This is a genomic window from Zestomonas insulae (genome assembly GCF_016901015.1).
Classification (GTDB): domain Bacteria; phylum Pseudomonadota; class Gammaproteobacteria; order Pseudomonadales; family Pseudomonadaceae; genus Aquipseudomonas; species Aquipseudomonas insulae.
The window spans coordinates 173,158-195,923 of the sequence record NZ_JAFEUP010000003.1 but is presented as its reverse complement, the minus strand read 5'-3'; the positions used below and the strand labels follow the sequence as shown (position 1 = coordinate 195,923).

Sequence of the window (22,766 nt, the reverse complement as noted above, 5' to 3'; positions counted from 1 at the left end):
GCAACCCGGCCGGCGGGGTGCGGCGGTGACGGGCTCAGACGCCCTGATCGGCGGTCAACTCACCGTCTTCCTTGAACTGCTTGGCATGCAGGCGCGCGTAATGGCCGTTGGCGGCAAGCAGTTCGGCATGGCTGCCGCGCTCGACAATCTGCCCCTGGTCCATCACCAGGATCAGGTCGGCCTTCTCGATGGTCGACAGGCGGTGGGCGATGACCAGGGTGGTACGGCCCTTCATCACCCCGTCCAAGGCCGCCTGGATGTGCCGCTCGGACTCGGTGTCGAGCGCAGAGGTGGCCTCGTCGAGGATTAGCAGCGGGGCGTTCTTGAGCAGCGCGCGGGCGATCGCCAGGCGCTGGCGCTGACCGCCGGAGAGCAGCACACCGTTCTCGCCGACCAGAGTCTCGTAACCCTGCGGCATCTTCTCGATGAACTCCGCGGCATAGGCCGCCTCGGCCGCTTGGCGCACTTCGTCCAACGGCGCCCCAGCGAGATCGCCGTAGGCGATGTTGTTGGCCACCGTATCGTTGAACAGGGTTACGTGCTGGGTGACCAGAGCGATGTGCCGGCGCAGGTTGCGCAGCCGGTAGTCCTCGACCTCGACGCCGTCGAGGAGGATCTGCCCCTGCTCGTGGTGATAGAAACGCGGGATCAGGTTGACCAGGGTCGACTTGCCGCTGCCGGAGCGGCCGACTAGGGCGACCATCTGCCCCGGGGCGGCGACGAAGGAAATCCCCTGCAGCACCGGCTTGTCGGCACCCGGGTACTGGTAGCTAAGGTCGCGCACCTCCAGCTGACCGCCGATGCGCGCTCGCTCGATGGTGCCGTTGTCGGTCTCGGGGACTTCGTCGAGCTGCTCGAAGATGCTCTCGGCGCCGGCCACGCCCTTCTGGATGGTCGAGCTGACTTCAGAGAGCTGACGGATCGGCTTGGGCAGCAGGCCGGCCAGGGTGATGTAGGCAACCAGGTCCCCCGGCGAAGCCTCGCCACGCATCAGCAGGACGAGGAACATCAGCACCGCCATGGCGGTATAGATGACCAGCTGCAGGGTCGGAGTGTAGATCGCGTTGGTCTTCACCATGCGCAGCTGCTTACGGCTATTGTCCTCGCTGGCGCCGCGGAAGCGCTGCTGCTCGTAGCCCTCGCCGCCGAAGCTGCGCACCACCCGGTAGCCCTGGATGGTCTCCGAGGCGACGTGGGTGACATCGCCCATGGCCACCTGGATCTTCTTGCTCTGCTTGCGAAACTTCTTGCTGGCGCTGGCCACCATCAGGCCGATCAGCGGCAGGATGGCGACCATCACCAAGGTCAGCTTCCAGTTCATCAGCAGCAGGGTGGCGAACAGGAACACCACGGTCATGCCTTCGCGCACCACCACCTTGATCGCATCGGTGGCGGCCCCGGTGACCATGGTGACGTTGTAGGTGATCCGCGAAATCAGGTGGCCGGAGTTGTGGTTGTCGAAGTAGCGGTTGGGCAGGGTCAGTAGGTTGTCGAACAGCGCCACGCGCAGGTCATTCACCAGGCCGAGCGAGACCCGCGAGAGGAAATAGTTGCCGAGGTAAGAGCCGACGCCCTGAAAGATGGCTATCAGCACGATCAGCAGCGGCACGGTCTGCAGCAACTTGAGCTCGCCCAGGACGGGCAGCCAATCGAGCAGATAGGGCATTTCCGAGAAGAAATTGGCCTCCGGGTTGGACAGCCCGTCGACGAAGTACTTGAGGATGTAGCCGAGCATCGGCTGAGTGGACGCGAAGATCAGGAAGCCGAGTATGCTGATCGCGAACAACCCCCAGTAGGGCACCACATACTTCAATAAGCGCAGATAGACTTTCAGGCTGGAAGAGGTGGCGGCAGGTGACTTGCTCATCGGGGGGATCACTGACACGGAGGTGGCGCGAGTCTAACACAGAGCCGCCCGACGCTTAGCCAAGGCCCGCCCTGCTCAGCTATCATGGCCGCCCTTTGTGCGAGATGACGGCATGCAGACGCTTGACCCCGAGAGCTACCAGAGCCTGCGGATGGGCGCCACTGTCCTCGAGGCTGACGCCCATGGCGACAAGGTGCTGCACCTGCAGGACGGCCGCTTTCTCAAGCTGTTCCGCCGCAAGCGCCTGATCAGCTCGGCCGCGCTCTACCCTTATGCCCAACGCTTCGCCGACAACATCGAGGCGCTGCAGCAACGCGGCATCCCCTGCCCGCGAGTCGAACAGGTCTACCGCATTCCGGCGATCCAGCGCGACGCCGTGCTCTACGCGCCCCTGCCCGGCCTGACCCTGCGCCAGGCCCTGGCGGAGCCGGCCCGCCCGAGCGCGGAACTGGCGGAGCGCCTGGCCCGCTTCATCGCCCGACTGCACCAGAGCGGGGTGTATTTCCGCTCGCTGCACCTGGGCAACATTTTGCTCACTGAGAACGACGAACTGGGCCTGATCGACGTGGCCGACATGCAGTGCCAGAAGCGCCCGCTCAACGCCTGGAAGCGCAAGCGAAACTTCAAGCACCTGCTGCGCTATCCGAAGGATCAGCAGCTACTCGAGCAGCGCCTGGGCCTCGCCAATCTGACTCAGCTATACCGCCAGGCTCTCACCTAGGCTGCCGACCCGCTCCAGCGCCGCGCACAAGTTTGCCACCGCCTCCTCCAGCCCCATGCGCGAGGTGTCAATGCGCATCTCCGGGGCCAGCGGCGGCTCGTAGCTGCTGTCGATGCCGGTGAAGTTCTTGATCTCCCCGCGCAGCGCCTTGGCATACAGCTGCTTGGGATCGCGCTGGACACAGACTTCCAGCGGCGTTTCGACGTACACCTCGATGAACCGCCCGGCGATGAACAGCTCCCGGGCGATCTGCCGGTCGCGCACGAACGGTGAGATAAACGCCGAGATGACGATCAGCCCGGCGTCGGTCATCAGCTTGGCCACTTCGGCAACCCGGCGGATGTTCTCGTGGCGCGCGTCATCGTCCATGCCCAGGTCACGGCACAGGCCGTGGCGGACGTTATCGCCATCCAGCAGCATGGTGCGCCGACCACGGCGGAACAGCTCCAGCTCCAGGGCATTGGCCAGCGTCGACTTGCCAGAACCAGACAGGCCGGTGAACCAGATACACACCGGCACCTGCTGAGCGGCAGCCGCACGCATCTCCGGGCTCACCGTCGTGTCCTGCCAGGTTACCTGGCTCTGTACTCGCGTCACTGGCTCGAAACCGTACTGTGTCCCGCGGCCTGCAGCGCGCGCGCCACCGCCTCCGCATAGCCACGCGCAACCTCTTCTTTGATCGCCTCGATATTGACCGCCTGCGGCGACCAATCGATTTTCTTGGTCAGCAGCTTCTGCAAACCGAGACGCCGGATCAGCGAGGAGCGCGGAACATAATTGATCGGCAAGATATCGCCCACCAGGTGCACCCGGTAGTCATTCAGTTTCTCTTTCGGATAGAGAAAGACCACCGGAATGCCCATCGCGATACAGGGCATGGCGCAGTGAATCTTGGAGGTGATCACCAACTTGGCTCGCCGGGCATAGCCATCCAGCAATTGTTGCGCCATCTCCCGTTTGAGTTCACAAGACAGCAACGGCAGACGCACACTGGACTGATTAATCTTGACCGCTTCCTTGCGCAAAGCGCGAGGAATGACCTGCTCCAACTCCTTATCCACCCCGACGATGAAAACCTCTCGCGCCTCTGGCGAAGGCTCGCGAGGTGGAAGGGTTAGCGTCACACAACGGCTATAGAAGGCCTTGATCCCATGCTTCTCGAGAATACTGAGCGTACCCCGGTCACGACAACCAATGGGCTCATGACGTCTCAGGTAATCGAGGCCAGCCGGGGAGCAGATAACCGACTCATACGCCTTGTTGATGTGAAAGGAGAAAAACACCGGCGCCAAGCCTGGACTAGGCGGCCAGTTGCCCGAACCCATGAAGAATCCGTTGAGCGAAACCAGCCCGAGACCATTCCAGGCATTCAGGGCCTCACGACCGATGTAGCCATCCACACCATTGAGCAACCGGACTGCAGCCAGGGTCTGGATCTCGTCACCCAAATTGGAAAAGTAATCAAACTTATACCCAGAGTACTCAAGTGCATACTTTTTCATCGACAGACAGACCTGATCAGTTTTTCGTAGCCGGCAATAAACCCTGCGTAGGGGTAATCGGCCTTGATTTGAGTGGCGATATTCAGTCCGGCATCAGCAAGCGATTGCTCATGGAACAGACCGATGCAGGCCTCCAGCCGGGAAACCAATGCCTCAAGATCCCCCGCCTTATACAAGAACGGTGAATCACCGAGAATTTCGCGGAACACCGCAATATCGCTGGCCACCACCGGAACTTCCGAGGCGACTGCCTCCAGCAAGGCCAACGGAAACCCCTCGGAGCGGGACGGCATCACCAGCAAGTCCAGCGCCCCCACCAGAGTAAAGGCATCGCGAACAAAGCCACAGAACCGCACATTGCCGGGGTTGCCTTTGTCGCGGACCAATGCCTCAAGCTCTGGGCGGAGTGGACCGTCGCCCATGATGACGAACTGGACATTCGAGGCGTTGAGGCGAAGCGCCGCCTCGACGAAATCCGGGGCCCCCTTGACGCTGGCGAGCCGGCCTACAAAGCCAATCACCATCTGCCCTTCTGCACCGAGCCCGCCCAATTGCTCGCGTGCTGCGAAACGCGAGAGGCATTGCTTTTCGACCTTGGCAAAATCAATCGAATTGGGAATCACCGAAACATGCTCAACCGACCCGCCAAGCACCGAATAGATGTAATCGCGCACGTACTCGGAGACGCACACCACCCTGCCCCCTCGACGCAAGGCTCTGGCCAGCAATCGTCTGCGATACCCGCGGTCGTAGTCGCCCACACCATGCACGACAACGATAAGAGAACGACGCATCAACAATGACAGCAGGTAGCCCAGGTGCAGACATTTGAAGCGATGGACGAGGATGACCTCAGGCATCAAGTGGCGAAGTCTCAGATAGATCCAGAGCGCGGCGAGATAACGAAATACCCCGGATACCAGGAAGCTGGGCAAATTCAGGGATACTTCACCCTGTCGCCCCGCATGCAGATAACAGTTGATGAACTGGAAGTCCTTCAACTCACTGGCGATCAGGTCGCCCACCTTGGCAGTGGACTCACCAGCCTGGACCATTAGCTGAAGCACCTTAGGCATGCCGCCCCCTTTCCTGAAGCCCTAATGCGAGCGGTAGCCAAAAATAAATCCACAGCAGGGTCGGCGCAGCCAGAACGCCTACATGGGTGAAGAGCGAGAAGCCGAGGAAACCACAGAGCCAGGCACGATAAAAACCGGACAACCGAATGAAGCCCACAGCAAGCACCGTGACAAAGAGCAGGAGGCCCAACATGCCGTGGTAGTAGAAAATGGAAAACAGCAGGCCATGCGGGTTATCAAATCGGCTCAGGAATTTGTACCCATCGAACTGACCGCAGCCCAGCCAGTGGCAGCCCATACTGGTCATGTGAGCCAGCGCATCGCTCCAGATTTCCAGCCGGTAACTGCCGCCCCGCTCGAAAAACCAGCTGCGAAACGGCTCGACGCTGACCACCAGCCCGCCCAACGCAACAGCTAGCACGAGTAGCAGCGCTCGCCGCAATACCAGGCGGGTCTGAGCGAACAACACTATTCCAGCGACAAAGAACATAAAACAGAGAAAGATCGACCGACTCTTGAGCAAGACAAAAGTTGCCAGCAACAAAAGCAGACCACTGATCACCAGGGCAACCCCTTGCCCGCCCCCCTGCTCTAGCCCGCGCCAGATACTCCAGCAGAACACAAAACAAAAGAACACTGCGACCCGATTAGCATTGACACCACCGAAGTCATAGCGCAAGGCGCTCTCAAAGGGATGCAGCAGCAGGGCATAGCCAATCAACAATCCAGCGACTAGCAGTAGACTCCATTGCAACCGCCTTACTTGGTCAGGCTCGGCAAAGCCAGTACGCACGAAGCCGAAGAACAGCAAAAGCAAGGCGACATACTTCAACTCACTGTCCGCCTGGCCAAACAGTACCAGTGACGATACCTGGCAATATGCGGCAAAGAGCAACAGAGCGCACCAAAACAGCAGACTCTCTTGTACCCCCTGCCAGATCCCCCGCCAAAAAAACAGTGCCGGCAGAAGGCAAAACACATACAACAGCATGGCGAACTGCTTATTACTGAGCCCTAGAAGGTTCAGGGCCGCGGGGACAAGCAAGGCGAAAATCGGCCAGAGCTTGAGTAGTTCTGCGCGAGCGGCAATTACTGCCCCCCCGAAAAAGCGCAAGTCAATCAACTGAAATCCTCTTGAAGCGTCAAATATCGACGTTCTCTTCGAGCCAAACGCTTAATTGCTCGCTGTCGTCCCCTAACGCTCTTGCTGATAGTACTCAGGTGTAGCCAAACAGCTCGAAATCCTCTGAAAAACGCTCGCACGCCAGACGATAAGCAGCCTCACCATAAACCTCTTGATAATCGACCGACCCCGCCTGACTGCGTTCACTGACCTCACCCAGACAAGGCACCCGTTTCCGCAGGACGGTCCAGTCCTGCTCAAAGCGCTCCAGACGCCCGATAAACTCCGGCACCAGCCCCGACTTGTCACGCAAGAACCAGCTTTGCGAGCGCAGGTGGCGATCGAGCTTGTCATCCGGAAGTTGACACACACGCTCGACGAACTCGCCGAAGGAAATACCAAATTCAATGCCATGGCAGCGCAGGATATTCCTCTTGCCGCTGCGCTCATGCCCGACAATTTTGTCGAGATAGGCAGAATGCAAACGGCCCAGGGGATGACGCACGAACGCGAACACGGTCAGTTCAGCAGACTGTCGGCGCGACAGAGGCAACGGGATATGTGAACTGCAGCGATCCTCGAAAGCCTTAAACGACTCATCCGCCTGGCGCAAAGCGAGGTTGCTAGATAGCTCCTGGCGTATCGACCTGCTCGCCACCTTGGGGATTTGAATATATGCAAAACGTTGCGTGGGAAACGACCAGACCTGCGGCAACTCCCGCGAAATCTTGTAACGCTTCCGCGCATCTTCGAACCATGCCCACGCCATAAGTGTGTACTACCGACTCTTGAGAAATGGATCAGTTAAGTGGAGCCTTGACCACCAAAATGTCCTCCATGATCAGATACTGCAGATCCGAGCCATAGAACATGTTCAGCGCGTCGGTCGGTGAGCAGATCATCGGCTCGCCACGGCGGTTCAGCGAGGTGTTCAGCGACACGCCGTTGCCGGTGAGGTTCTCCAGCTCCTTCATCAGGTCATACCAGCGCGGGTTGTGCCGGCGCTCGAGAACCTGGGCGCGCGAGGTACCGTCTTCGTGGACCACTTCGCCAACGCGGTTCTTCCACTCCTCGTTGACTTCGAAGGTGAAGGTCATGAACGGCGAGGGGTGATCGACCTTGAGCATCTGCGCCGCCACGGTGTCGAGCATCGACGGGCAGAACGGCCTCCAGCGCTCGCGGAACTTGATCTGCGCGTTGATCCGGTCGGCGACGCCCGGCACGCTCGGGCAGCCGATGATCGAGCGGCCGCCGAGGGCGCGCGGACCGAACTCCATGCGGCCCTGGAACCAGGCCACCGGGTTGCCGTCGACCATGATCTTGGCGATCCGCTGCGGGGTGTTGTCGATGCGCCGCCAGGCCGGCTGATTGGGGTGCTTGGCGCAGGCGGCGATGATCTCTTCGTTGGAGTAGGCGGGGCCGAGGTAGACGTGCTCCATCTTCTCCACCGGCACGCCGCGCTGGTACGACACATAGGCGGCCGCGCCAACCGCGGTACCGGCGTCACCGGAGGCCGGCTGGACGAACAGTTCCTTGACGTCGTCGCGGGCGATGATCTTCTGGTTGAGCTTGACGTTCAACGCGCAGCCGCCGGCGAAGGCAATCTTGCCGGTTTCCTTGAGGATGTCGCCGAGGTAGTGCTCCATCATCTCCAGCGCCAGCTTCTCGAACAGCGCCTGCATGCTGGCGGCGTAGTGGATGTACGGATCGTCGGCGATGTCGCCTTCGCGCTTGGGTCCCAGCCACTCGATCAGCTTGGGCGAGAAATAGAAGCCCTTGCCCTTTTCCTTGTAGCGGCGGAAACCGATGACGTTGGCGTAGTCGGTGTTGATCACCAGCTCGCCGTTCTCGAACTTGGCCAGCCGCGAGAAATCGTACTTGCTGGCATCGCCGTAAGGCGCCATGCCCATGACCTTGAACTCGCCGTCGAGCATCTCGAAGCCGAGGTACTCGGTGATCGCGCCGTACAGGCCGCCGAGCGAATCCGGGTCGTAGAATTCCTTGATCTTGTGGATCTTGCCGTTCTCACCCCAGCCGAAGAAGGTAGTGGCGTACTCGCCCTTGCCGTCGATGCCGAGGATCGCGGTCTTCTCGGTGAAGCCCGAGCAGTGGTAGGCGCTGGAGGCGTGGGCCAGGTGGTGCTCGACCGGCTCGATCTTGATCTTCTTCAGGTCGAAGCCGAGCTGCTGCAGGCACCACTGGATGCGCTTGTGGTAGCGCTTGTAGCGGCGGTTGCCCATCAGGATGGCGTCGAGGGCGCGGTCCGGGGCGTAGGCGTAGCGCTTGGCGTAGTGCCAGCGGGCCTTGCCAAACAGGCTGATCGGGGCGAACGGAATCGCCACCACGTCGACATCTTCCGGCTTGATCCCGGCCTGTTCGAGGCAGAACTTCGCCGACTCGTAGGGCATGCGGTTCTTCGCGTGCTTGTCGCGGACGAAACGCTCTTCTTCGACCGCCGCGATCAGCTTGCCGTCGATGTACAGGGCGGCGGAAGGGTCATGGCTGAGGGCGCCGGAAAGGCCAAGAATCGTCAGTGCCACAGGTCTAGCCTCTTAATCTTCGGGGCCGGCGTCGGGCGCCAGCGGTAAACGTTGGTCAAGCAAGCGGTACAACGCCGAATCGGCCGGCCAGTTGCGCAGAAAGCGCGCCCGATCCCGAGCATAGGCCGCGGCGAAGCGACGCGCGCTGCGGTGCTGGCACATGGCATCGAGATCGATCAATGCCCAGCAGCCGTCCTGCCAGAACAGGTTGCTGCCCTTCAGATCGCCATGGCTGATGCGCTCGCGCAGCAGCGCGGCGAACAGGTGGTCGAGGGCCAGCAACTCGGCCTCAGGCGGCGAACTCGCGAGGTACGGCTGGAAGCGCGCGAGTATATCCTGCCCGACCAGACAATCGGTAATCAGGTAGGCGCGTCCGCGCAGCCAGCAGTAGCGCCGCTCCAGCAGCGCCAGCGGGCGGGGCGTAGCGATGCCCAGGCGCTCCAGGCGATGCCCTTCGCGCCAGCTGTGCCAGGCCCGGCTGGGCCGCCAGAAGCGCTTCAGCCAGTGGGCGAAGCCCTTGATGTTATAGCGCTTGACCACCAGCGGGCGGTCGTTGACTGCGACACGCGCCACGGTGGCCGAACCACCGGTCTTCAGCGCCTGGCCCTGCTCGAGCCAGCGGTCCGGCGCGTCGAGCAGCGGTTGCAGCTCGCCGGCCAGCTCGCGGCGCACTGCGCGCAGGCCGAAGGCACCGCGGCGTACGCTGAACAGGCTGCAGTCGCGACCGACCTTGCGCAGGTAGTCGTGCAGGCGCCAGTGGCGGACCTTGGCGACTTCCTTGAGTAGCGCCTCGAGCGGCAAGGCATGTTCGCCGTTGACCAGCAGGTAGTGCACCAGCAGCTCTTCGATGTACGGCTCGAGGGCCGCCGGCAACTGGGCGAAGAACACCCCGAGGTTTTCCAGCACCTGGGTGCGTGACAGCGGCTGGCCCGGGGTTTCCGCCTGCACGCCGCCGCCGTCGATCAAGTACAGCTGACCGGCATGGCGCAGTAGGTTGTCGAGATGCAGATCGGCCTGCCACAAGCCCTTGGCGTGCAGCCCGGCGATCGCCGCGAGCGCCTCGCCGAACACCTGCTGCTGCGCCTCGGAGAGCAGCGGCTGGTCGGCCACCGCCTGCCAGGCCTGCTCGAGGCTCTGCGCACCGTCGAGGTAGTCGAACAGCAGCCAGCCGCCCTGCTCCTCGCTGAGTCCGTCGACCAGCAGCAGGGGGGTGGTCAGGTGCTGGTCGGCGAGCAGGCGTGCGCCGCTCAGCTCGCGCAGGAAATGCCGTGCCGCGCGGCGCCCGACCAGCAGCTTGGCCAGCACCTTACGCCCGCGCCACTCGCCGACGCCGACGTAGCGCTTGCCGGGCAGTACGCGCAGCAGGCGCTCGAGACGCAGCTCGGCGGGGCCGGCCGCATCGGCCAGCTCGATGTGCAGCGGCAGCGGCGGCTGGCGGCCGGCGTGACTCAATTCAGCCAGTTTCATCCACGTGCCTCTTTCAGGCGGCGCCGCGCGGTCAGGCGCTGCAGCCAGCCGTGCACCTCCGTCGCGCCACCGAGGTAGGCGGCCAGCAACTGGCCGATCTCGGCATCACTCCACACCGAGGCGCGGCGCAGCAACGGCTCAAGGTCCTTGATCCGGTCGCGCCGCCCCAGCCACAGCGGGCGGGTCTTCTCCAGGTCGATCAGCTGTGCCTCGAAACCGGTGGCACTGGCGCGCAGGAAGATGTGCTTGGGGTAGAAGCAGCCGTGCACCTGGCCGGCCTCGTGCAGACGCCGGGCCAGCTCGCCGCAGGCCTGCAAGATCGCCTCGCGCTGGCTGGCCGGGCGCTGCGTCCAGTCGACCAGGTAGTGTTCCAGTTCCTGCCAGCCGTCCAGCGCGCGGGTGAGCAGCACCGCGCGGCGCTCGCCGGCGACCACCCGGCTGCCGAAGAACGCCGCGGCCAGCGCCGGGATGCCGAGCGCGCGGTAGCGGCGGATATTGCGAAACTCGCGGGCGAAGGTCGGCTCGCCGAGCGGATGGCTCAGGCTGCGGGTCAGGTGATTGCTCTGCCGCTTGAGGTAGTAGGCAGTCTCGCCGAGATCCAGGCGATACACGCTGCTCCAGCCGCCGCGCTCGGTGTTCGGTTCGTCCACGGCCTCCAGCTTGAGCGCCCACAGCGCCTCGAAACTGGCCAGGCCGTGGCGCTCGAGCAGCGCTCGGTCCTGCTCGGCGATGAAATCGCTCATTCACGCCCCTCGAAGAAGTCGACGATCTGCCGCACGCGCCGCTTGTCGCTGGCATTCAGGCGCGCGCGGCCGCGGTACTGCAGGTAGAAGCGCAGGCGCTGGCTGCGCGACAGCTGCTGCTTGGCGACCTTGTCCAGGCAGGCCAGGTCCTTGACGATGCGCCGGCGCAGGAACGGTCCCCACCAGAACGCACCGGTCGGGCAGTCGATGAAGAACAGTTCGCCCTGCGGGTTGACCAGCAGGTTGCGCCACTTCAGATCATTGTGGGCGAAGTGGTGGTCGTGCAGGGCGCGCGTGGCGCGCGCCAGCTGGCGGCTGACCGCGTCCACCCAGTGGCGGTCGCGCAGCCGCGCGTCGTCGCGCTTGGCCAGCACGGCGAGGTCCTCGGTGCCGACCAGCTCCTGGGTGATCAGCGCGCCGCGCGCGAAGGCCCCGGCCTTGCGCTCCAGACCGTAGGCGACCACCGGCGCGGTGGGAATGCCCCAGCTGGCGAAGTGCTTGAGGTTCTGCCATTCGGCCTTGACCCGCGGCCGGCCAAGGAAGCGCCGCAGGCCCTTGCCGGCGCCCCAGTAGCGTTTGACGTAGTAGCGCGTGCCGGCGTGCTCGACGCGCAGCACTTCGGACAGCGGGTCGCGGGTGATCTTCTCGCCCTGCAGGGCAAACACCGCGTCGAGGTCGGCGAACAGCGCGGTCACCGCGGGTGCCAGCTCGGCGCTGGTCTTCCAGCCGCTCATGCCTGCGCCCCGGGCGCGTATTTGCGCTGATAGCGCGCCAGCAGCCGCGCGCCCTTGCGCTCCAGCCAGCGCAGCAACGCTGCCTCGTCGCGCAGGATGTCGCGCAGCGGGCGCTGGAAATAGATCTTGAGAAAACGCAGCAGGTCGCGCTGGGTCAGGCCGATGTTCAACACCGAGAAGTACAGCCCGGCGAGGTCCTTGTCGCGCCAGCGGCGCGGCACCGCATGGCGGGTCTGCGCGCGGTGCAGGTCGATCAGCGACAGGCGCAGGTCGTCCGCCGTCACCGGCCGCTCGGTGTGCAGCAGGAAGTGGCAGATGTAGCAGTCGCGGTGATTGACCCCGGCGCGGTGCATGCGGCCGGTCATCTGCGCCACCTCAGCGATCAGCGCGCGCTTCAGGCGCGGCGCCGGCGGCTGCTCGCGCCAGTTGAGACTGAACTGCTCGAGGTCGATGGTCGGCGCCAGCTCCTCGGTGATGATGAACGAGTGCTGGCTCGCCGGGTTGGCACCGCGCTCGCCGTAGGCCACCGCGGTCATGGTCGGTACGCCGGCCTGGTGCAGGCGCTGCAGCGCACGCCACTCCTGGCCGGCGCCGAGCACCGGGGCCCTGGCGCTGAGCAGGTTCTTGGCGATCTCGCCCCAGCCGATGCCGCGGTGAATCTTCACGAAGTAGCCGCGCCCGGCGACTTCGGTGCGCAGCGTGCGGCGCCCTTCCAGCTCGCGGTAGACCTGGCCGTCCAGGCGTTCGACCGCCGCGAACGGGTCCTGGCCCTGCCACAGCGCCTGGAACGGCGCGTCGAGGATCAGTTTCATGCCCGCTCCGCCAGGATCACATCGGCCGCGTGCTGCGGCATGGAATACAGGTCGGCAGTGTCGGCGAAGGCCAGGCCGTTGCGCGCCCAGGCGGCGCGCGCCGCGTCGTCGGCGAGCATCTCGGCCAGCGTGCGATTCAGCTGCTCCTGCTCGAACGGACTGGCCAGCACCCGCCCGCAATCGGCGTCGCTGATGTAGTGGGCGTAGCCGCAGACTTCGGTGACCAGCACCGGCAGGCCGGCGACCAGCGCCTCGAGCAGCACGGTGCCGGTGTTCTCGTTGTAGGCCGGGTGGATCAGCAGGTCGGCGCCGAGCAGGAAGCGCGGAATGTCGCTGCGCCCCTTGAGGATCTGCACGTTGTCCGACAGGCCGAGCGCCTTGATCTGCAGCAGGAACGGCTTGGGATCGTCCTGGCCGATGGCGATCAGCCGGGTGCGCTTGCGCAGCGCGCGCGGCAGCGCGGCGAGCGCCTTGAGGCTGCGATCCAGGCCCTTGGTCTTGAACCCCGAGCCGATCTGCACCAGCAGCAGCTCATCATCGGCCAGCTGGAATTCACGGCGGAATTCGGCGCGAATCGCCGCGGCGTTGGCCGGCGCGCGGCGGTCGGCGGCAATGCCCGGCGGCAGCAGGTGGAAGCGCTCGGCCGGGGTGCCGTAGTGCTTGACGAACAGCGGCTGCTGCACCGAGGAAATCATCAGGATCTCGGTCTTGGCGTCGCGCCCGAACACCGCGCGCTCGTAGTCGGCGAAGTGCTTGTAGCGACCCCAGCGCTTGTAGATCGGCGCGCGCAGGGTCTGCGCCTTGTCCTCGTAGCAGCCGTCGGCGGCGTAGTAGACATCCAGGCCGGGCATCTTGTTGAAGCCGATCACCCGGTCGACCGGCTGGCGTGCCAGGTCGGCGGCCAGCCAGGCGCTGAATTTCTCGTTGCGGTGGTGGTTGAACCAGGCGCGCACCGGCGCCACGCGCACGTCGAAACCGGTCGGCACCTCGCCTTCCCAGATCGGCGTGTAGACGCGGATCGCGTGACCGCGGCGCTGGCACTCCAGGGCGATGCGCAGAAAGTCGCGCTGCAGGCCGCCGAACGGGAAGTACTTGTAGAGCACGAACGCCAGGGTCATGCCAGTTCCTCGCTGAGCAGCAGGGCTTCCAGTTCCAGCGCCACGCGCTCCGGGCGCAGGCTGTCGAAGCACGGCTTGTCGCGGTCGCCGAGCCCGGCGTCCGGGCCCTCGGCGCACAGGTGCACCTGCGAGCGGCCGAAGGCGCCGACCAGGTCCGGGCGGGTCGGTCCGTACAGCGAGATGGTCGGCACATCCAGCGCCGCGGCGAGGTGGCCGAGGCCGGTGTCCACCGCCACGCAAGCGCGCGCGCCGGCGATCACCTTGGCGATCCCGGCGAGGTTCAGGCGCGGCAGCACGCTGACGTGTTCGAGACCGGCGGCCAGGCGCTCGGCGCGCGCGTGCTCGATGGCGTTGCCCCACGGCAGACGCACCGCCCAGCCCAGCTCGTTCATGCGCTGCAGCAGGCTGCGCCAGTACAGCTCCGGCCAGTGCTTGCTCGGCCAGGTGGTGCCGTGCAGGAACAGCAGGTACGGTGCGCCGCTCGGGTCGGCCAGGCGGTGGCGATCCAGGCCGTAGTCGGCGATGCCCTGTGGCAACGGGTACTCGAGCGCCTGGGCGAACAACTGGCGCACCCGCTCCAGCGCGTGCTGGCCCTTGGCGACGGCGTAGCGCCGGTCGTAGAAGCGGCTGGCCAGCGGCTCGCGCGCCGAGTTGGCGTCCAGCCCGGCCACCGGCGCCTCGGCATAGCGGGTCAGCCAGGCGCTTTTCAGCAGGCACTGCGCATCGATCACCAAGTCGTAGCGATTGGCGCGCAGGCGCTGCTTGAAGCGCGCCCACTCGCCGCTCTTCAGGGTCTGCCAGAGGCTCTTGCGCCAGCGGCGAATCGCCACCGGAATCACTTCGGCGACCGCCGGGTGCCAGGCGGGAATCTCGGCGAAGCCCTCCTCCACCACCCAGTCGAACTGGATGCCGGGGATCGCCCGCGCCGCGTCGGTGAGCGCCGGCAGGCTGTGGATGACGTCGCCGAGCGACGAGGTCTTGATCAGCAGAACGCGCACTATTGAACCTCAACCGGGTCGGCGACCAGGCGGTCGAGCGCCTCGATCACCGGGCGCGGCTTGAGCTCGCGCAGGCAGTTGTAGTGGCCGAAGCGGCAGGTGCGCTCGAAGCACGGCGAGCAGTCGAGGCCGAGGCGAACGATCTCCACCTGCTCGGCCAGCGGCGGAGTGAACTGCGGCGAGGTCGAGCCGTACACCGCCACCAGCGGGCGGTTCAGCGCGGCGGCCACGTGCATCAGTCCGGAGTCATTGCTGACCACCGCACGCGCGGTGGACATCAGGTCGATCGCTTCGGCCAGGCTGGTGCCGCCGGCCAGGTTGCTGACTTCCTCGCGCAGCCCGGGAATCAGGCGCATGCGGATGTCTTCGCCACCGGGGTGGTCGTTCTTCGAGCCGAAGATCCACACCTGCCAGCCGGCGCGGATCTTCAGCTCGGCGACCTTGGCGTAGTACTCGGCCGGCCAGCGCTTGGCCTCGCCGAACTCGGCGCCCGGGCACAGCGCCAGCACCGGGCGGTCGAGGCCGAGGGCGAACTTGGCGAGCGCCGCGTCGCGGCTCTGCGGGTCGATCTGCAGGCTCGGCCGCGGGTACGGCGTGGGCAGCTCGGCACCCTTCGGGTAGGCCAGCGCCATGAAGCGCTCGATCATCAGCGGGTAGCGCTGCTTGTCGAGCACGCGGATGTCGTTGAGCAGGCCGTAGCGCATCTCGCCCTTCCAGCCGGTGCGCTGCGGAATGCCGGCGAAGAACGGCACCAGCGCCGACTTCAGCGAATTGGGCAGCAGGATCGCCTGGTCGTACTGGCCCTTGAGGCCTTGACCGATCTTGCGCCGCGCGGCGATGTCCAGCACCCCGTGACCGAGCGGAAAGCTCAGCGCGGCGCGCACTTCGGGCATGCGCTCGAGGATCGGCCGGCTCCACTCGGGCGCCAGCACATCGATCACGCAGTCGGGATGACGTTGTTTCAGGCAATGGAACAGGGTCTGCGCCATCACCATGTCGCCTACCCAGCTCGGCCCAACGATCAGTATTCTCATCACAGCTCCGGAAATGATCAGGGAGGCTTACGCCTCCCCAGTCACTGCCTCGTTCAGTTCAGCCTGTCCGATCCCGGACGCTTGCCCCCAATAAATGGAGGCCCCCTGGCGGCATTTCAACCGCCGCGGGCGCGCCTCACTTGACCAGCGTACGCCATTCGGCATGAGCACCAGTCTGCCCGGTGACCAGGTCGAAGTAGGCCTTCTGCAGCTTCTCGGTGATCGGCCCGCGGCGACCGATGCCGATGGCGCGGCCGTCGACTTCGCGGATCGGCGTGACTTCGGCGGCGGTGCCGGTGAAGAACGCTTCGTCGGCGATGTACACCTCGTCACGGGTGATGCGCTTCTCGACCAGCTTGATGCCGTGTTCTTCGGCCAGGCGCAGCACGGTGTTGCGGGTGATGCCGTTGAGGCAGGCGGTGACTTCCGGGGTGTAGATCACGCCGTCCTTGATGATGAAGATGTTCTCGCCGGAGCCTTCGGCCACGTAGCCTTCCGGGTCGAGCATCATCGCTTCGTCGGCGCCGCCGGAGATGGCTTCCTGCAGAGCTAGCATCGAGTTGATGTAGGCGCCGTTGGACTTGGCGCGGGTCATCGAGATGTTCACGTGGTGGCGGGTGAAGGAGCTGGTGCGCACCTTGATGCCCTGCTGCAACGCTTCCTCGCCCATGTACGCGCCCCAGTCCCAGGCGGCGACGATCAGGTGCACTTGCAGGCCGCTGGCGCGCAGGCCCATGCCTTCCGAACCGTAGAAGGCCATCGGGCGCAGGTAAGCGCTCTGCAGGTTGTTCTCGCGCACCGCGGCGCGGCACGCTTCGTTGACCTCGTCCTTGGTGAACGGAATCTTCATGTTCATGATGTGCGCCGAATCGAACAGCCGGTCGGTGTGCGCCTGCAGGCGGAAGATCGCCGTGCCTTGCGGGGTGTTGTAGGCGCGCACGCCTTCGAACACGCCCATGCCGTAGTGCAGGGTATGGGTCAGCACGTGGGTGGTCGCATCGCGCCACTGCACCAGTTCGCCGTCATACCAGATCACGCCATCACGATCGGCCATCGACATCTTTGCCTGCTCCTCAACTGTTCGATTCGTTCATTCATCCGCGACGCCCGTGGGCGTCCGCAGGCCGGGCCTGCGGGTCCTTCGTCGCGCGGCGGTCAGTGCAGTTCCAGCTCGCGCCAGATGCGCAGCACCGCGCGCCGCTCGTCATGAAACTGCTCGCCGCTGACCACGCCCGGCTGCTTCTGCAGGGCCAGGCGGTGTGCCACCGCGCGGTAGGCCTTGTAGATCTCCTGCAGCAGGTGGGCGTCATCGCCGGGTAACAAACCGGCGGCTTCCAACTCGTCCAGGATGCGGATGTTGTCGGTCCAGCGCAGCAATTGCGGGTCCTGCTGCGACCACGCCAGGGCCGCGTATTGCACCATAAATTCGATATCGACGATACCGCCGGCGTCCTGCTTGAGGTCGAACGGCGCCGTCGCCGAGAACGCGTTCGACGCGGTGCCACCAGCGGTTTCCTTGCTGCCGAGGTTGTCGCGCATCTTGGCGCGCATCTCGCTGACTTCCTCACGCAGCTTGGGCAGGTCACGCGGCCGCGCGAGCACGGTGGCGCGCACCTGTTCGAAGGCAGTGCCGACCCGCTCGCTGCCGACCAGCACGCGGGCGCGGATCAGCGCCTGGTGCTCCCAGGTCCAGGCCTCGTTCTGCTGGTAGCGCTCGAAGGCGCCCAGCGAACTGACCAGCAGCCCCGAGGCGCCGGACGGGCGCAGCCGCATGTCCACCTCGTAGAGCTGCCCGGAGGTGGTCTGGGTGGTCAACAGATGGATGATGCGTTGCCCCAGGCGGGCGAAGAACTGCGCGCCATCGATCGGCTTGAGCCCGTCGGTCTCGGCCTGCGAGTCGCCGTCATGGATGAACACCAGGTCGAGGTCCGAGCCGTGGCCGAGCTCCAGACCGCCGACCTTGCCGTAGCCGACGATGATGAAGTCCGGATCGCACAGGCTGCCGTCGCTGCGCCGCGGCGTGCCGTACTTGCTCACGGTCTGTCGCCAGGCCAGCGCCAGCACCTGGTCGAGGATCGCCTCGGCCAGCCAGGTCAGGTAATCGCTGACCTTCATCAGCGGCAGCGTGCCGGCGATTTCCGAGGCGGCCACGCGCAGGCCGTGGGCTAGCTTGAAGTGGCGCAGCGCCTCCATCTGTTGCTCGAGGTCGTCCTCGGGGATGCGCGTCAGCCGCTCACGCAACTCGGCGGCCAGCTCCGGCGCCAGCGGCGGCTTGAACAGACGGCCCTCGTTGAGCAGTTCGTCGAGCAGCAGCGGGAAGCGGGTGATCTGTTCGGCGATCCACGGGCTGGCCGCGCACAGGGTGATCAGCCGCTCCAGGGCGCCGGGGTTCTCGCTGAGCAGCACCAGGTAGGCCGAGCGCCGCGCCACCGCCTCGACCAGCGGCAGCACGCGTTCGAGCACCAGGTCCGGCTGCGCGTGTTCGACCGCCTGCGCCAGCAGGCGCGGCACGAAAGCGTCCAGGCGCTCGCGACCGAGGCGCTGGATGGCGCGCACTTGTGGCCCGCTGCGCAGGTCGGAGAGGCGCCGCCAGGCCAGCGTCGGTTCGGCGAAGCCGGCGTCGGCGAGCTGCCGGCAGGCCGCCGCCTCGTCGAGCGCCTCTTCCCACAACGGCAGCCATTCGCCTCCGATGTGCACCGCTTCAGCGGCGCCCTCCTCGTCATCGGGATCGGCGATCACCTGGCGGAAATGCCAGTCGACGCGCCCGCGCCAGTACATCAGCTGGGCGTGGAACGCCGGCCAGTGCTCGAAGCCCATGATCCAGGCAACGCGCGTGCAGTCCTGGTCGTTGTCGGGGAGCATCTGCGTCTGCCGGTCGGCCAGCGCCTGCAGCGCGTGCTCGGTGTAACGCAGGAATTCGTAGCCCTGGCGCAGCTCGTCGACCACCACCGGCGGCAGGTAGCCCTGGCCCTCGAGGGTCGCCAGCACGCCGAGCAGCGGGCGCTGCTGCAGGCTGAGGTCGCGCCCGCCGTGGATCAGCTGGAACGCCTGGGCGATAAACTCGACTTCGCGGATGCCGCCGGAGCCCAGCTTGATGTTGTCGGCCATGCCCTTGCGGCGCACTTCCTGCTGGATCAGCTGCTTCATCGAGCGCAGCGCCTCGATGGCCGAGAAGTCCAGGTAACGCCGATAGACGAACGGCCGCAGCATCTCCAGCAGCTGCTTGCCGGCGACCTGATCGCCACCGACCACGCGCGCCTTGATCATCGCGTAGCGTTCCCAGTCGCGGCCCTGGTCCTGGTAGTACTGCTCCAGCGCCGCGAAGCTGTACACCAGCGGCCCCGACGAGCCGTACGGGCGCAGGCGCATGTCGACGCGGAACACGAAGCCGTCGGCGGTCGGCGCATCCAGCGCCTTGATCAACCGCTGACCGAGCCGGGTGAAGAACTCCTGGTTGTCCAGCGAGCGCTTGACCCCCTCGGTCTCGCCGCCTTCCGGGTAACCGAAGATCAGGTCGATGTCCGACGACAGGTTGAGCTCCAGCGCGCCGAGCTTGCCCATGCCGAGCACCACCAGGTGCTGCGGCTGACCGCTGCGCCGGCCGATCGGCGTACCGAACTGCGCGACATGCCGCTGGTACAGCCACTGATAGGCCTGGTCGATGCTCGCGTCGGCCAGTTCGGAGAGGTCGCGGCAGGTTTCGGTCAGGTCGGCCTGGCGGCTGATGTCACGCCAGATGATGCGCCACTGCTGGCGGTTGCGAAAACGCCGCAGGCGCCGCGCCAAGTCGCTCTCCTCATCGCAGTCGGCCAGCGTGGCGTGCAGTTGGTCACTCAGCTCGCCGACGCCAAGGCGCCGCTCCAGCTCGCCGGAGTCGGCCAGCTCGAGGAACGCCTGCGGATCGCGGCTGATCTGCTCACTGACGAAATCGCTGGCGGCGCTCAGACGTGGCAGCAGTGCGCGGCGCGCGGACGGCCAGGTGGCGAGGCGCGCGGCATGGGCGGCATCGTCGCGCAGCACGGATTCGGCACGATTGGACAGGGGAGCGAGGGCGGCAGGCAGGGCGACAAGCGGTGGAAGGCTCATGGTCTATCCTTTTTTGGCTCGGACTTCGGCCGATCGACGGCGGGCAAGGCTGCAGCCCGCTGGAGGCCTGGCCCGAACAGCGATTCCCGCCTGCGCCTCTGGCTGGCGCGCATGACGGATTGTAGTTTTACTACGAAAAATTGTATCCAAAGTGCTGAAATGCGCGTCGGTTTGTAGTAAAACTACACAGCGCCGGTGCCACCCCCGGCAACCCAAGAATTCACGCGGCCGCCCCATAAAGGCCACTCCGCGAACACAGGCGACCGATTCTGGAAGCCTTTCCGCCCTGGAGCAAGCCATGCAAGACATCGATCCCGTCGAAACCCAGGAATGGCTGGACTCGCTCGAGTCCGTCCTCGACCGTGAGGGTGAAGATCGTGCGCATTACCTGATGACCCGCATGGGCGAGCTGGCCACCCGCAGTGGTACCCAGTTGCCCTACGCCATCACCACGCCGTACCGCAACACCATCCCCGTCGGCCACGAAGCGCGCATGCCGGGCGACCTGTTCATGGAACGCCGGATTCGCTCGCTGGTGCGCTGGAACGCGCTGGCCATGGTGATGCGTACCAACCTGCAAGACCCTGACCTGGGCGGTCACATTTCCAGCTTCGCTTCCTCGGCGACGCTCTACGACATCGGCTTCAACTACTTCTTCCAGGCCCCGACCGACGAGCACGGCGGCGACCTGATCTTCTTCCAGGGTCACGCCTCGCCGGGCGTCTACGCCCGCGCCTTCATGGAAGGGCGGATCAGCGAAGAGCAGATGGACAACTTCCGCCGCGAAGTCGACGGCAAGGGTCTGTCCTCCTACCCGCACCCCTGGCTGATGCCGGACTTCTGGCAGTTCCCCACCGTGTCGATGGGCCTCGGCCCGATCCAGGCGATCTACCAGGCGCGCTTCATGAAGTACCTGGAAAGCCGCGGCTTCATCCCCGCCGGCAAGCAGAAGGTCTGGTGCTTCCTCGGCGACGGCGAGTGCGACGAGCCGGAATCGCTCGGCGCCATCTCCCTGGCCGGCCGCGAGAAGCTCGACAACCTGATCTTCGTCATCAACTGCAACCTGCAGCGCCTCGACGGCCCGGTGCGCGGTAACGGCAAGATCATCCAGGAACTCGAAGGCGTGTTCCGCGGCGCCGAGTGGAGCGTGCAGAAGGTCATCTGGGGACGCTTCTGGGACCCGCTGTTCGCCAAGGACGACGCCGGTCTGCTGCAGAAGCGCATGGACGAAGTGGTCGACGGCGAGTACCAGAACTACAAGGCCAAAGACGGCGCCTACGTGCGCGAAAACTTCTTCAACAGCCCCGAGCTCAAGGACATGGTCAAGGACCTGTCCGACGACGAGATCTGGAAGCTCAACCGCGGCGGCCACGACCCGTACAAGGTCTATGCGGCCTACCACAAGGCGGTCAACACCCAGGGCCAGCCGACCGTGATCCTCGCCAAGACCATCAAGGGCTATGGCACCGGCGCCGGTGAAGCGAAGAACACCGCGCACAACACCAAGAAGGTCGACGTCGACAGCCTGCGCCAGTTCCGCGACCGCTTCGACATCCCGGTCAAGGATGACGACCTGGAAAAACTGCCGTTCTACAAGCCGGAAGCCGGCAGCGCCGAGGCCAAGTACCTGGCCGCGCGGCGCACCGCCCTCGGTGGCTTCGTGCCGCAGCGCCGGGCGAAGAGCATCAGCGTACCGACCCCACCGCTGGAAACCCTGAAGGCCATCCTCGACGGCTCGGGCGACCGCGAAATCTCCACCACCATGGCCTTCGTGCGCATCCTCGCGCAGCTGGTCAAGGACAAGGAGCTCGGCCAGCGCATCGTGCCGATCGTCCCCGACGAGGCACGCACCTTCGGCATGGAAGGCATGTTCCGTCAGCTCGGCATCTACTCCTCGGTCGGCCAGCTCTACGAGCCGGTGGATAAGGACCAGGTGATGTTCTACCGCGAGGACAAGAAGGGCCAGATCCTCGAGGAAGGCATCAACGAAGCCGGCGCGATGAGCTCGTTCATTGCCGCGGCGACCAGCTACAGCACGCACAACCAGCCGATGCTGCCGTTCTACGTGTTCTATTCGATGTTCGGCCTGCAGCGCATCGGCGACCTCGCCTGGGCCGCCGGCGACAGCCGCGCACGGGGTTTCCTGATCGGCGGCACCGCCGGGCGCACCACGCTCAACGGTGAAGGTCTGCAGCACGAGGACGGCCACAGCCACATCCTCGCCAGCACCATCCCCAACTGCCGCACCTACGACCCGACCTACGGCTACGAGCTGGCCGTGGTGATCCGCGACGGCATCCGCAAGATGACCGAGGAGCAGCAGGACGTCTTCTACTACATCACCGTGATGAACGAGGCCTACCAGCAGCCGGCCATGCCGGAAGGCATCGAGGACGGCATCATCAAGGGCATGTACCTGCTCGAGGAAGACAAGCGCGAAGCGGCGCACCATGTGCAGCTGCTCGGCTCCGGCACCATCCTGCGTGAAGTGCGCGAAGCGGCGAAGATCCTCCGCGACGAGTACAACATCGGCGCCGACGTGTGGAGCGTCACCAGCTTCAACGAACTGCGCCGCGAAGGCCTGGCCGTGGAGCGCCGCAACCGCCTGCACCCGGAACAGAAGCCGCAGCAGACCTACGTCGAGCAGTGCCTGGCCGGTCGCAAGGGCCCGGTGATTGCCTCCACCGACTACATGAAGCTGTTCGCCGAGCAGATTCGCCAGTGGGTACCGAGCAAGGAATACAAGGTGCTGGGCACCGACGGCTTCGGCCGCAGTGACAGCCGCAAGCAGCTGCGCCACTTCTTCGAAGTCGATCGTCAGTGGATCGTCCTGGCCACCCTCGAAGCGCTGGCCGACCGTGGCGAGCTCGAACCGAAAGTGGTGGCCGAGGCCATCGCCAAGTTCGGCATCGACCCGGAAAAACCCAACCCCCTGGACTGCTGAG

The 22,766-nt window shown here is 65.1% G+C and carries 18 protein-coding genes; 2 read left to right on the top strand and 16 right to left on the bottom strand.

Going from position 1 to position 22,766, the window contains the following annotated elements; all coding sequences use genetic code 11:
* Window positions 1-34: 34 nt before the first annotated feature.
* Window positions 35-1,867, bottom strand: coding sequence for a lipid A export permease/ATP-binding protein MsbA (gene msbA, locus JQX08_RS10765; RefSeq protein WP_205348381.1), 1,833 nt, complete (start codon window positions 1,865-1,867; stop codon window positions 35-37).
* Window positions 1,868-1,979: 112 nt separating this feature from the next.
* Between msbA and JQX08_RS10760 the strand changes: the two genes are divergently transcribed.
* Complete coding sequence (locus tag JQX08_RS10760; RefSeq protein ID WP_205348380.1) at window positions 1,980-2,588, top strand: lipopolysaccharide kinase InaA family protein; 609 nt, start codon at window positions 1,980-1,982, stop codon at window positions 2,586-2,588.
* Here the strand turns inward: JQX08_RS10760 and cysC are convergent.
* The 15 genes from cysC to glnE all read right to left on the bottom strand — a co-directional run bounded on the left by cysC (window position 2,565) and on the right by glnE (window position 19,821).
* Window positions 2,565-3,185 carry an adenylyl-sulfate kinase gene (gene cysC, locus JQX08_RS10755; protein WP_346727591.1) on the bottom strand — a complete coding sequence of 207 codons (621 nt, stop codon included), beginning with the start codon at window positions 3,183-3,185 and terminating at the stop codon, window positions 2,565-2,567. The genes JQX08_RS10760 and cysC overlap by 24 nt on opposite strands.
* Window positions 3,182-4,090, bottom strand: a complete 909-nt coding sequence (locus JQX08_RS10750; RefSeq protein ID WP_205348379.1) for a polysaccharide pyruvyl transferase family protein — start codon at window positions 4,088-4,090, stop codon at window positions 3,182-3,184. Before JQX08_RS10750 ends, cysC begins: the two co-directional genes overlap by 4 nt.
* Window positions 4,087-5,166 (bottom strand): glycosyltransferase, encoded by a 1,080-nt coding sequence (locus JQX08_RS10745; RefSeq protein WP_205348378.1) that lies wholly within the window; start codon window positions 5,164-5,166, stop codon window positions 4,087-4,089. The genes JQX08_RS10750 and JQX08_RS10745 overlap by 4 nt, the downstream gene beginning before the upstream one ends.
* Window positions 5,159-6,289 carry a hypothetical protein gene (locus tag JQX08_RS10740; protein ID WP_205348377.1) on the bottom strand — a complete coding sequence of 377 codons (1,131 nt, stop codon included), beginning with the start codon at window positions 6,287-6,289 and terminating at the stop codon, window positions 5,159-5,161. Before JQX08_RS10740 ends, JQX08_RS10745 begins: the two co-directional genes overlap by 8 nt.
* Window positions 6,290-6,383: 94 nt before the next feature.
* Window positions 6,384-7,058 carry a sulfotransferase family 2 domain-containing protein gene (locus tag JQX08_RS10735; RefSeq protein ID WP_205348376.1) on the bottom strand — a complete coding sequence of 225 codons (675 nt, stop codon included), beginning with the start codon at window positions 7,056-7,058 and terminating at the stop codon, window positions 6,384-6,386.
* A 31-nt stretch (window positions 7,059-7,089) separates the two neighbouring features.
* Window positions 7,090-8,829, bottom strand: a complete 1,740-nt coding sequence (locus tag JQX08_RS10730) for a carbamoyltransferase C-terminal domain-containing protein (RefSeq protein ID WP_205348375.1) — start codon at window positions 8,827-8,829, stop codon at window positions 7,090-7,092.
* Window positions 8,830-8,841: 12 nt separating this feature from the next.
* Entirely contained in the window at window positions 8,842-10,296 is a 1,455-nt protein-coding gene (locus tag JQX08_RS10725; protein WP_205348374.1) for a lipopolysaccharide kinase InaA family protein, read from the bottom strand.
* Window positions 10,293-11,039, bottom strand: coding sequence for a lipopolysaccharide kinase InaA family protein (locus JQX08_RS10720; protein ID WP_205348373.1), 747 nt, complete (start codon window positions 11,037-11,039; stop codon window positions 10,293-10,295). Before JQX08_RS10720 ends, JQX08_RS10725 begins: the two co-directional genes overlap by 4 nt.
* Window positions 11,036-11,773, bottom strand: a complete 738-nt coding sequence (locus JQX08_RS10715; protein WP_205348372.1) for a lipopolysaccharide kinase InaA family protein — start codon at window positions 11,771-11,773, stop codon at window positions 11,036-11,038. The genes JQX08_RS10720 and JQX08_RS10715 overlap by 4 nt, the downstream gene beginning before the upstream one ends.
* On the bottom strand, window positions 11,770-12,585 hold the full coding sequence (gene rfaP, locus JQX08_RS10710; RefSeq protein ID WP_205348371.1) for a lipopolysaccharide core heptose(I) kinase RfaP: 816 nt from the start codon (window positions 12,583-12,585) through the stop codon (window positions 11,770-11,772). Before rfaP ends, JQX08_RS10715 begins: the two co-directional genes overlap by 4 nt.
* Window positions 12,582-13,703: a glycosyltransferase family 4 protein gene (locus JQX08_RS10705; protein WP_205348370.1), complete on the bottom strand. Its 1,122-nt coding sequence runs from the start codon at window positions 13,701-13,703 to the stop codon at window positions 12,582-12,584. The genes rfaP and JQX08_RS10705 overlap by 4 nt, the downstream gene beginning before the upstream one ends.
* Entirely contained in the window at window positions 13,700-14,701 is a 1,002-nt protein-coding gene (waaC, locus tag JQX08_RS10700) for a lipopolysaccharide heptosyltransferase I (protein WP_205348369.1), read from the bottom strand. Before waaC ends, JQX08_RS10705 begins: the two co-directional genes overlap by 4 nt.
* Complete coding sequence (waaF, locus tag JQX08_RS10695) at window positions 14,701-15,735, bottom strand: lipopolysaccharide heptosyltransferase II (protein WP_205348368.1); 1,035 nt, start codon at window positions 15,733-15,735, stop codon at window positions 14,701-14,703. The genes waaC and waaF overlap by 1 nt, the downstream gene beginning before the upstream one ends.
* A 136-nt stretch (window positions 15,736-15,871) precedes the next feature.
* Window positions 15,872-16,795, bottom strand: coding sequence for a branched-chain-amino-acid transaminase (gene ilvE / locus JQX08_RS10690; protein ID WP_205348367.1), 924 nt, complete (start codon window positions 16,793-16,795; stop codon window positions 15,872-15,874).
* 95 nt (window positions 16,796-16,890) lie between these two features.
* Window positions 16,891-19,821 (bottom strand): bifunctional [glutamate--ammonia ligase]-adenylyl-L-tyrosine phosphorylase/[glutamate--ammonia-ligase] adenylyltransferase, encoded by a 2,931-nt coding sequence (gene glnE / locus JQX08_RS10685; protein WP_205348366.1) that lies wholly within the window; start codon window positions 19,819-19,821, stop codon window positions 16,891-16,893.
* A gap of 298 nt (window positions 19,822-20,119) precedes the next feature.
* On the opposite strand from glnE, the gene aceE reads away from it, so the two are divergent.
* Entirely contained in the window at window positions 20,120-22,765 is a 2,646-nt protein-coding gene (aceE, locus tag JQX08_RS10680; RefSeq protein WP_205348365.1) for a pyruvate dehydrogenase (acetyl-transferring), homodimeric type, read from the top strand.
* The last annotated feature ends 1 nt before the right edge of the window (window position 22,766 follow it).

Bases quoted from the DNA above. Each gene is read 5' to 3' on its own strand.
- msbA (WP_205348381.1), bottom strand. From the start codon at position 1,867: ATGAGCAAGTCACCTGCCGCCACCTCTTCCAGCCTGAAAGTCTATCTG.
- JQX08_RS10760 (WP_205348380.1), top strand. From the start codon at position 1,980: ATGCAGACGCTTGACCCCGAGAGCTACCAGAGCCTGCGGATGGGCGCC.
- JQX08_RS10750 (WP_205348379.1), bottom strand. From the start codon at position 4,090: ATGAAAAAGTATGCACTTGAGTACTCTGGGTATAAGTTTGATTACTTT.
- JQX08_RS10745 (WP_205348378.1), bottom strand. From the start codon at position 5,166: ATGCCTAAGGTGCTTCAGCTAATGGTCCAGGCTGGTGAGTCCACTGCC.
- JQX08_RS10735 (WP_205348376.1), bottom strand. From the start codon at position 7,058: ATGGCGTGGGCATGGTTCGAAGATGCGCGGAAGCGTTACAAGATTTCG.
- JQX08_RS10725 (WP_205348374.1), bottom strand. From the start codon at position 10,296: ATGAAACTGGCTGAATTGAGTCACGCCGGCCGCCAGCCGCCGCTGCCG.
- JQX08_RS10720 (WP_205348373.1), bottom strand. From the start codon at position 11,039: ATGAGCGATTTCATCGCCGAGCAGGACCGAGCGCTGCTCGAGCGCCAC.
- JQX08_RS10715 (WP_205348372.1), bottom strand. From the start codon at position 11,773: ATGAGCGGCTGGAAGACCAGCGCCGAGCTGGCACCCGCGGTGACCGCG.
- rfaP (WP_205348371.1), bottom strand. From the start codon at position 12,585: ATGAAACTGATCCTCGACGCGCCGTTCCAGGCGCTGTGGCAGGGCCAG.
- JQX08_RS10705 (WP_205348370.1), bottom strand. From the start codon at position 13,703: ATGACCCTGGCGTTCGTGCTCTACAAGTACTTCCCGTTCGGCGGCCTG.
- waaF (WP_205348368.1), bottom strand. From the start codon at position 15,735: ATGAGAATACTGATCGTTGGGCCGAGCTGGGTAGGCGACATGGTGATG.
- ilvE (WP_205348367.1), bottom strand. From the start codon at position 16,795: ATGTCGATGGCCGATCGTGATGGCGTGATCTGGTATGACGGCGAACTG.
- glnE (WP_205348366.1), bottom strand. From the start codon at position 19,821: ATGAGCCTTCCACCGCTTGTCGCCCTGCCTGCCGCCCTCGCTCCCCTG.
- aceE (WP_205348365.1), top strand. From the start codon at position 20,120: ATGCAAGACATCGATCCCGTCGAAACCCAGGAATGGCTGGACTCGCTC.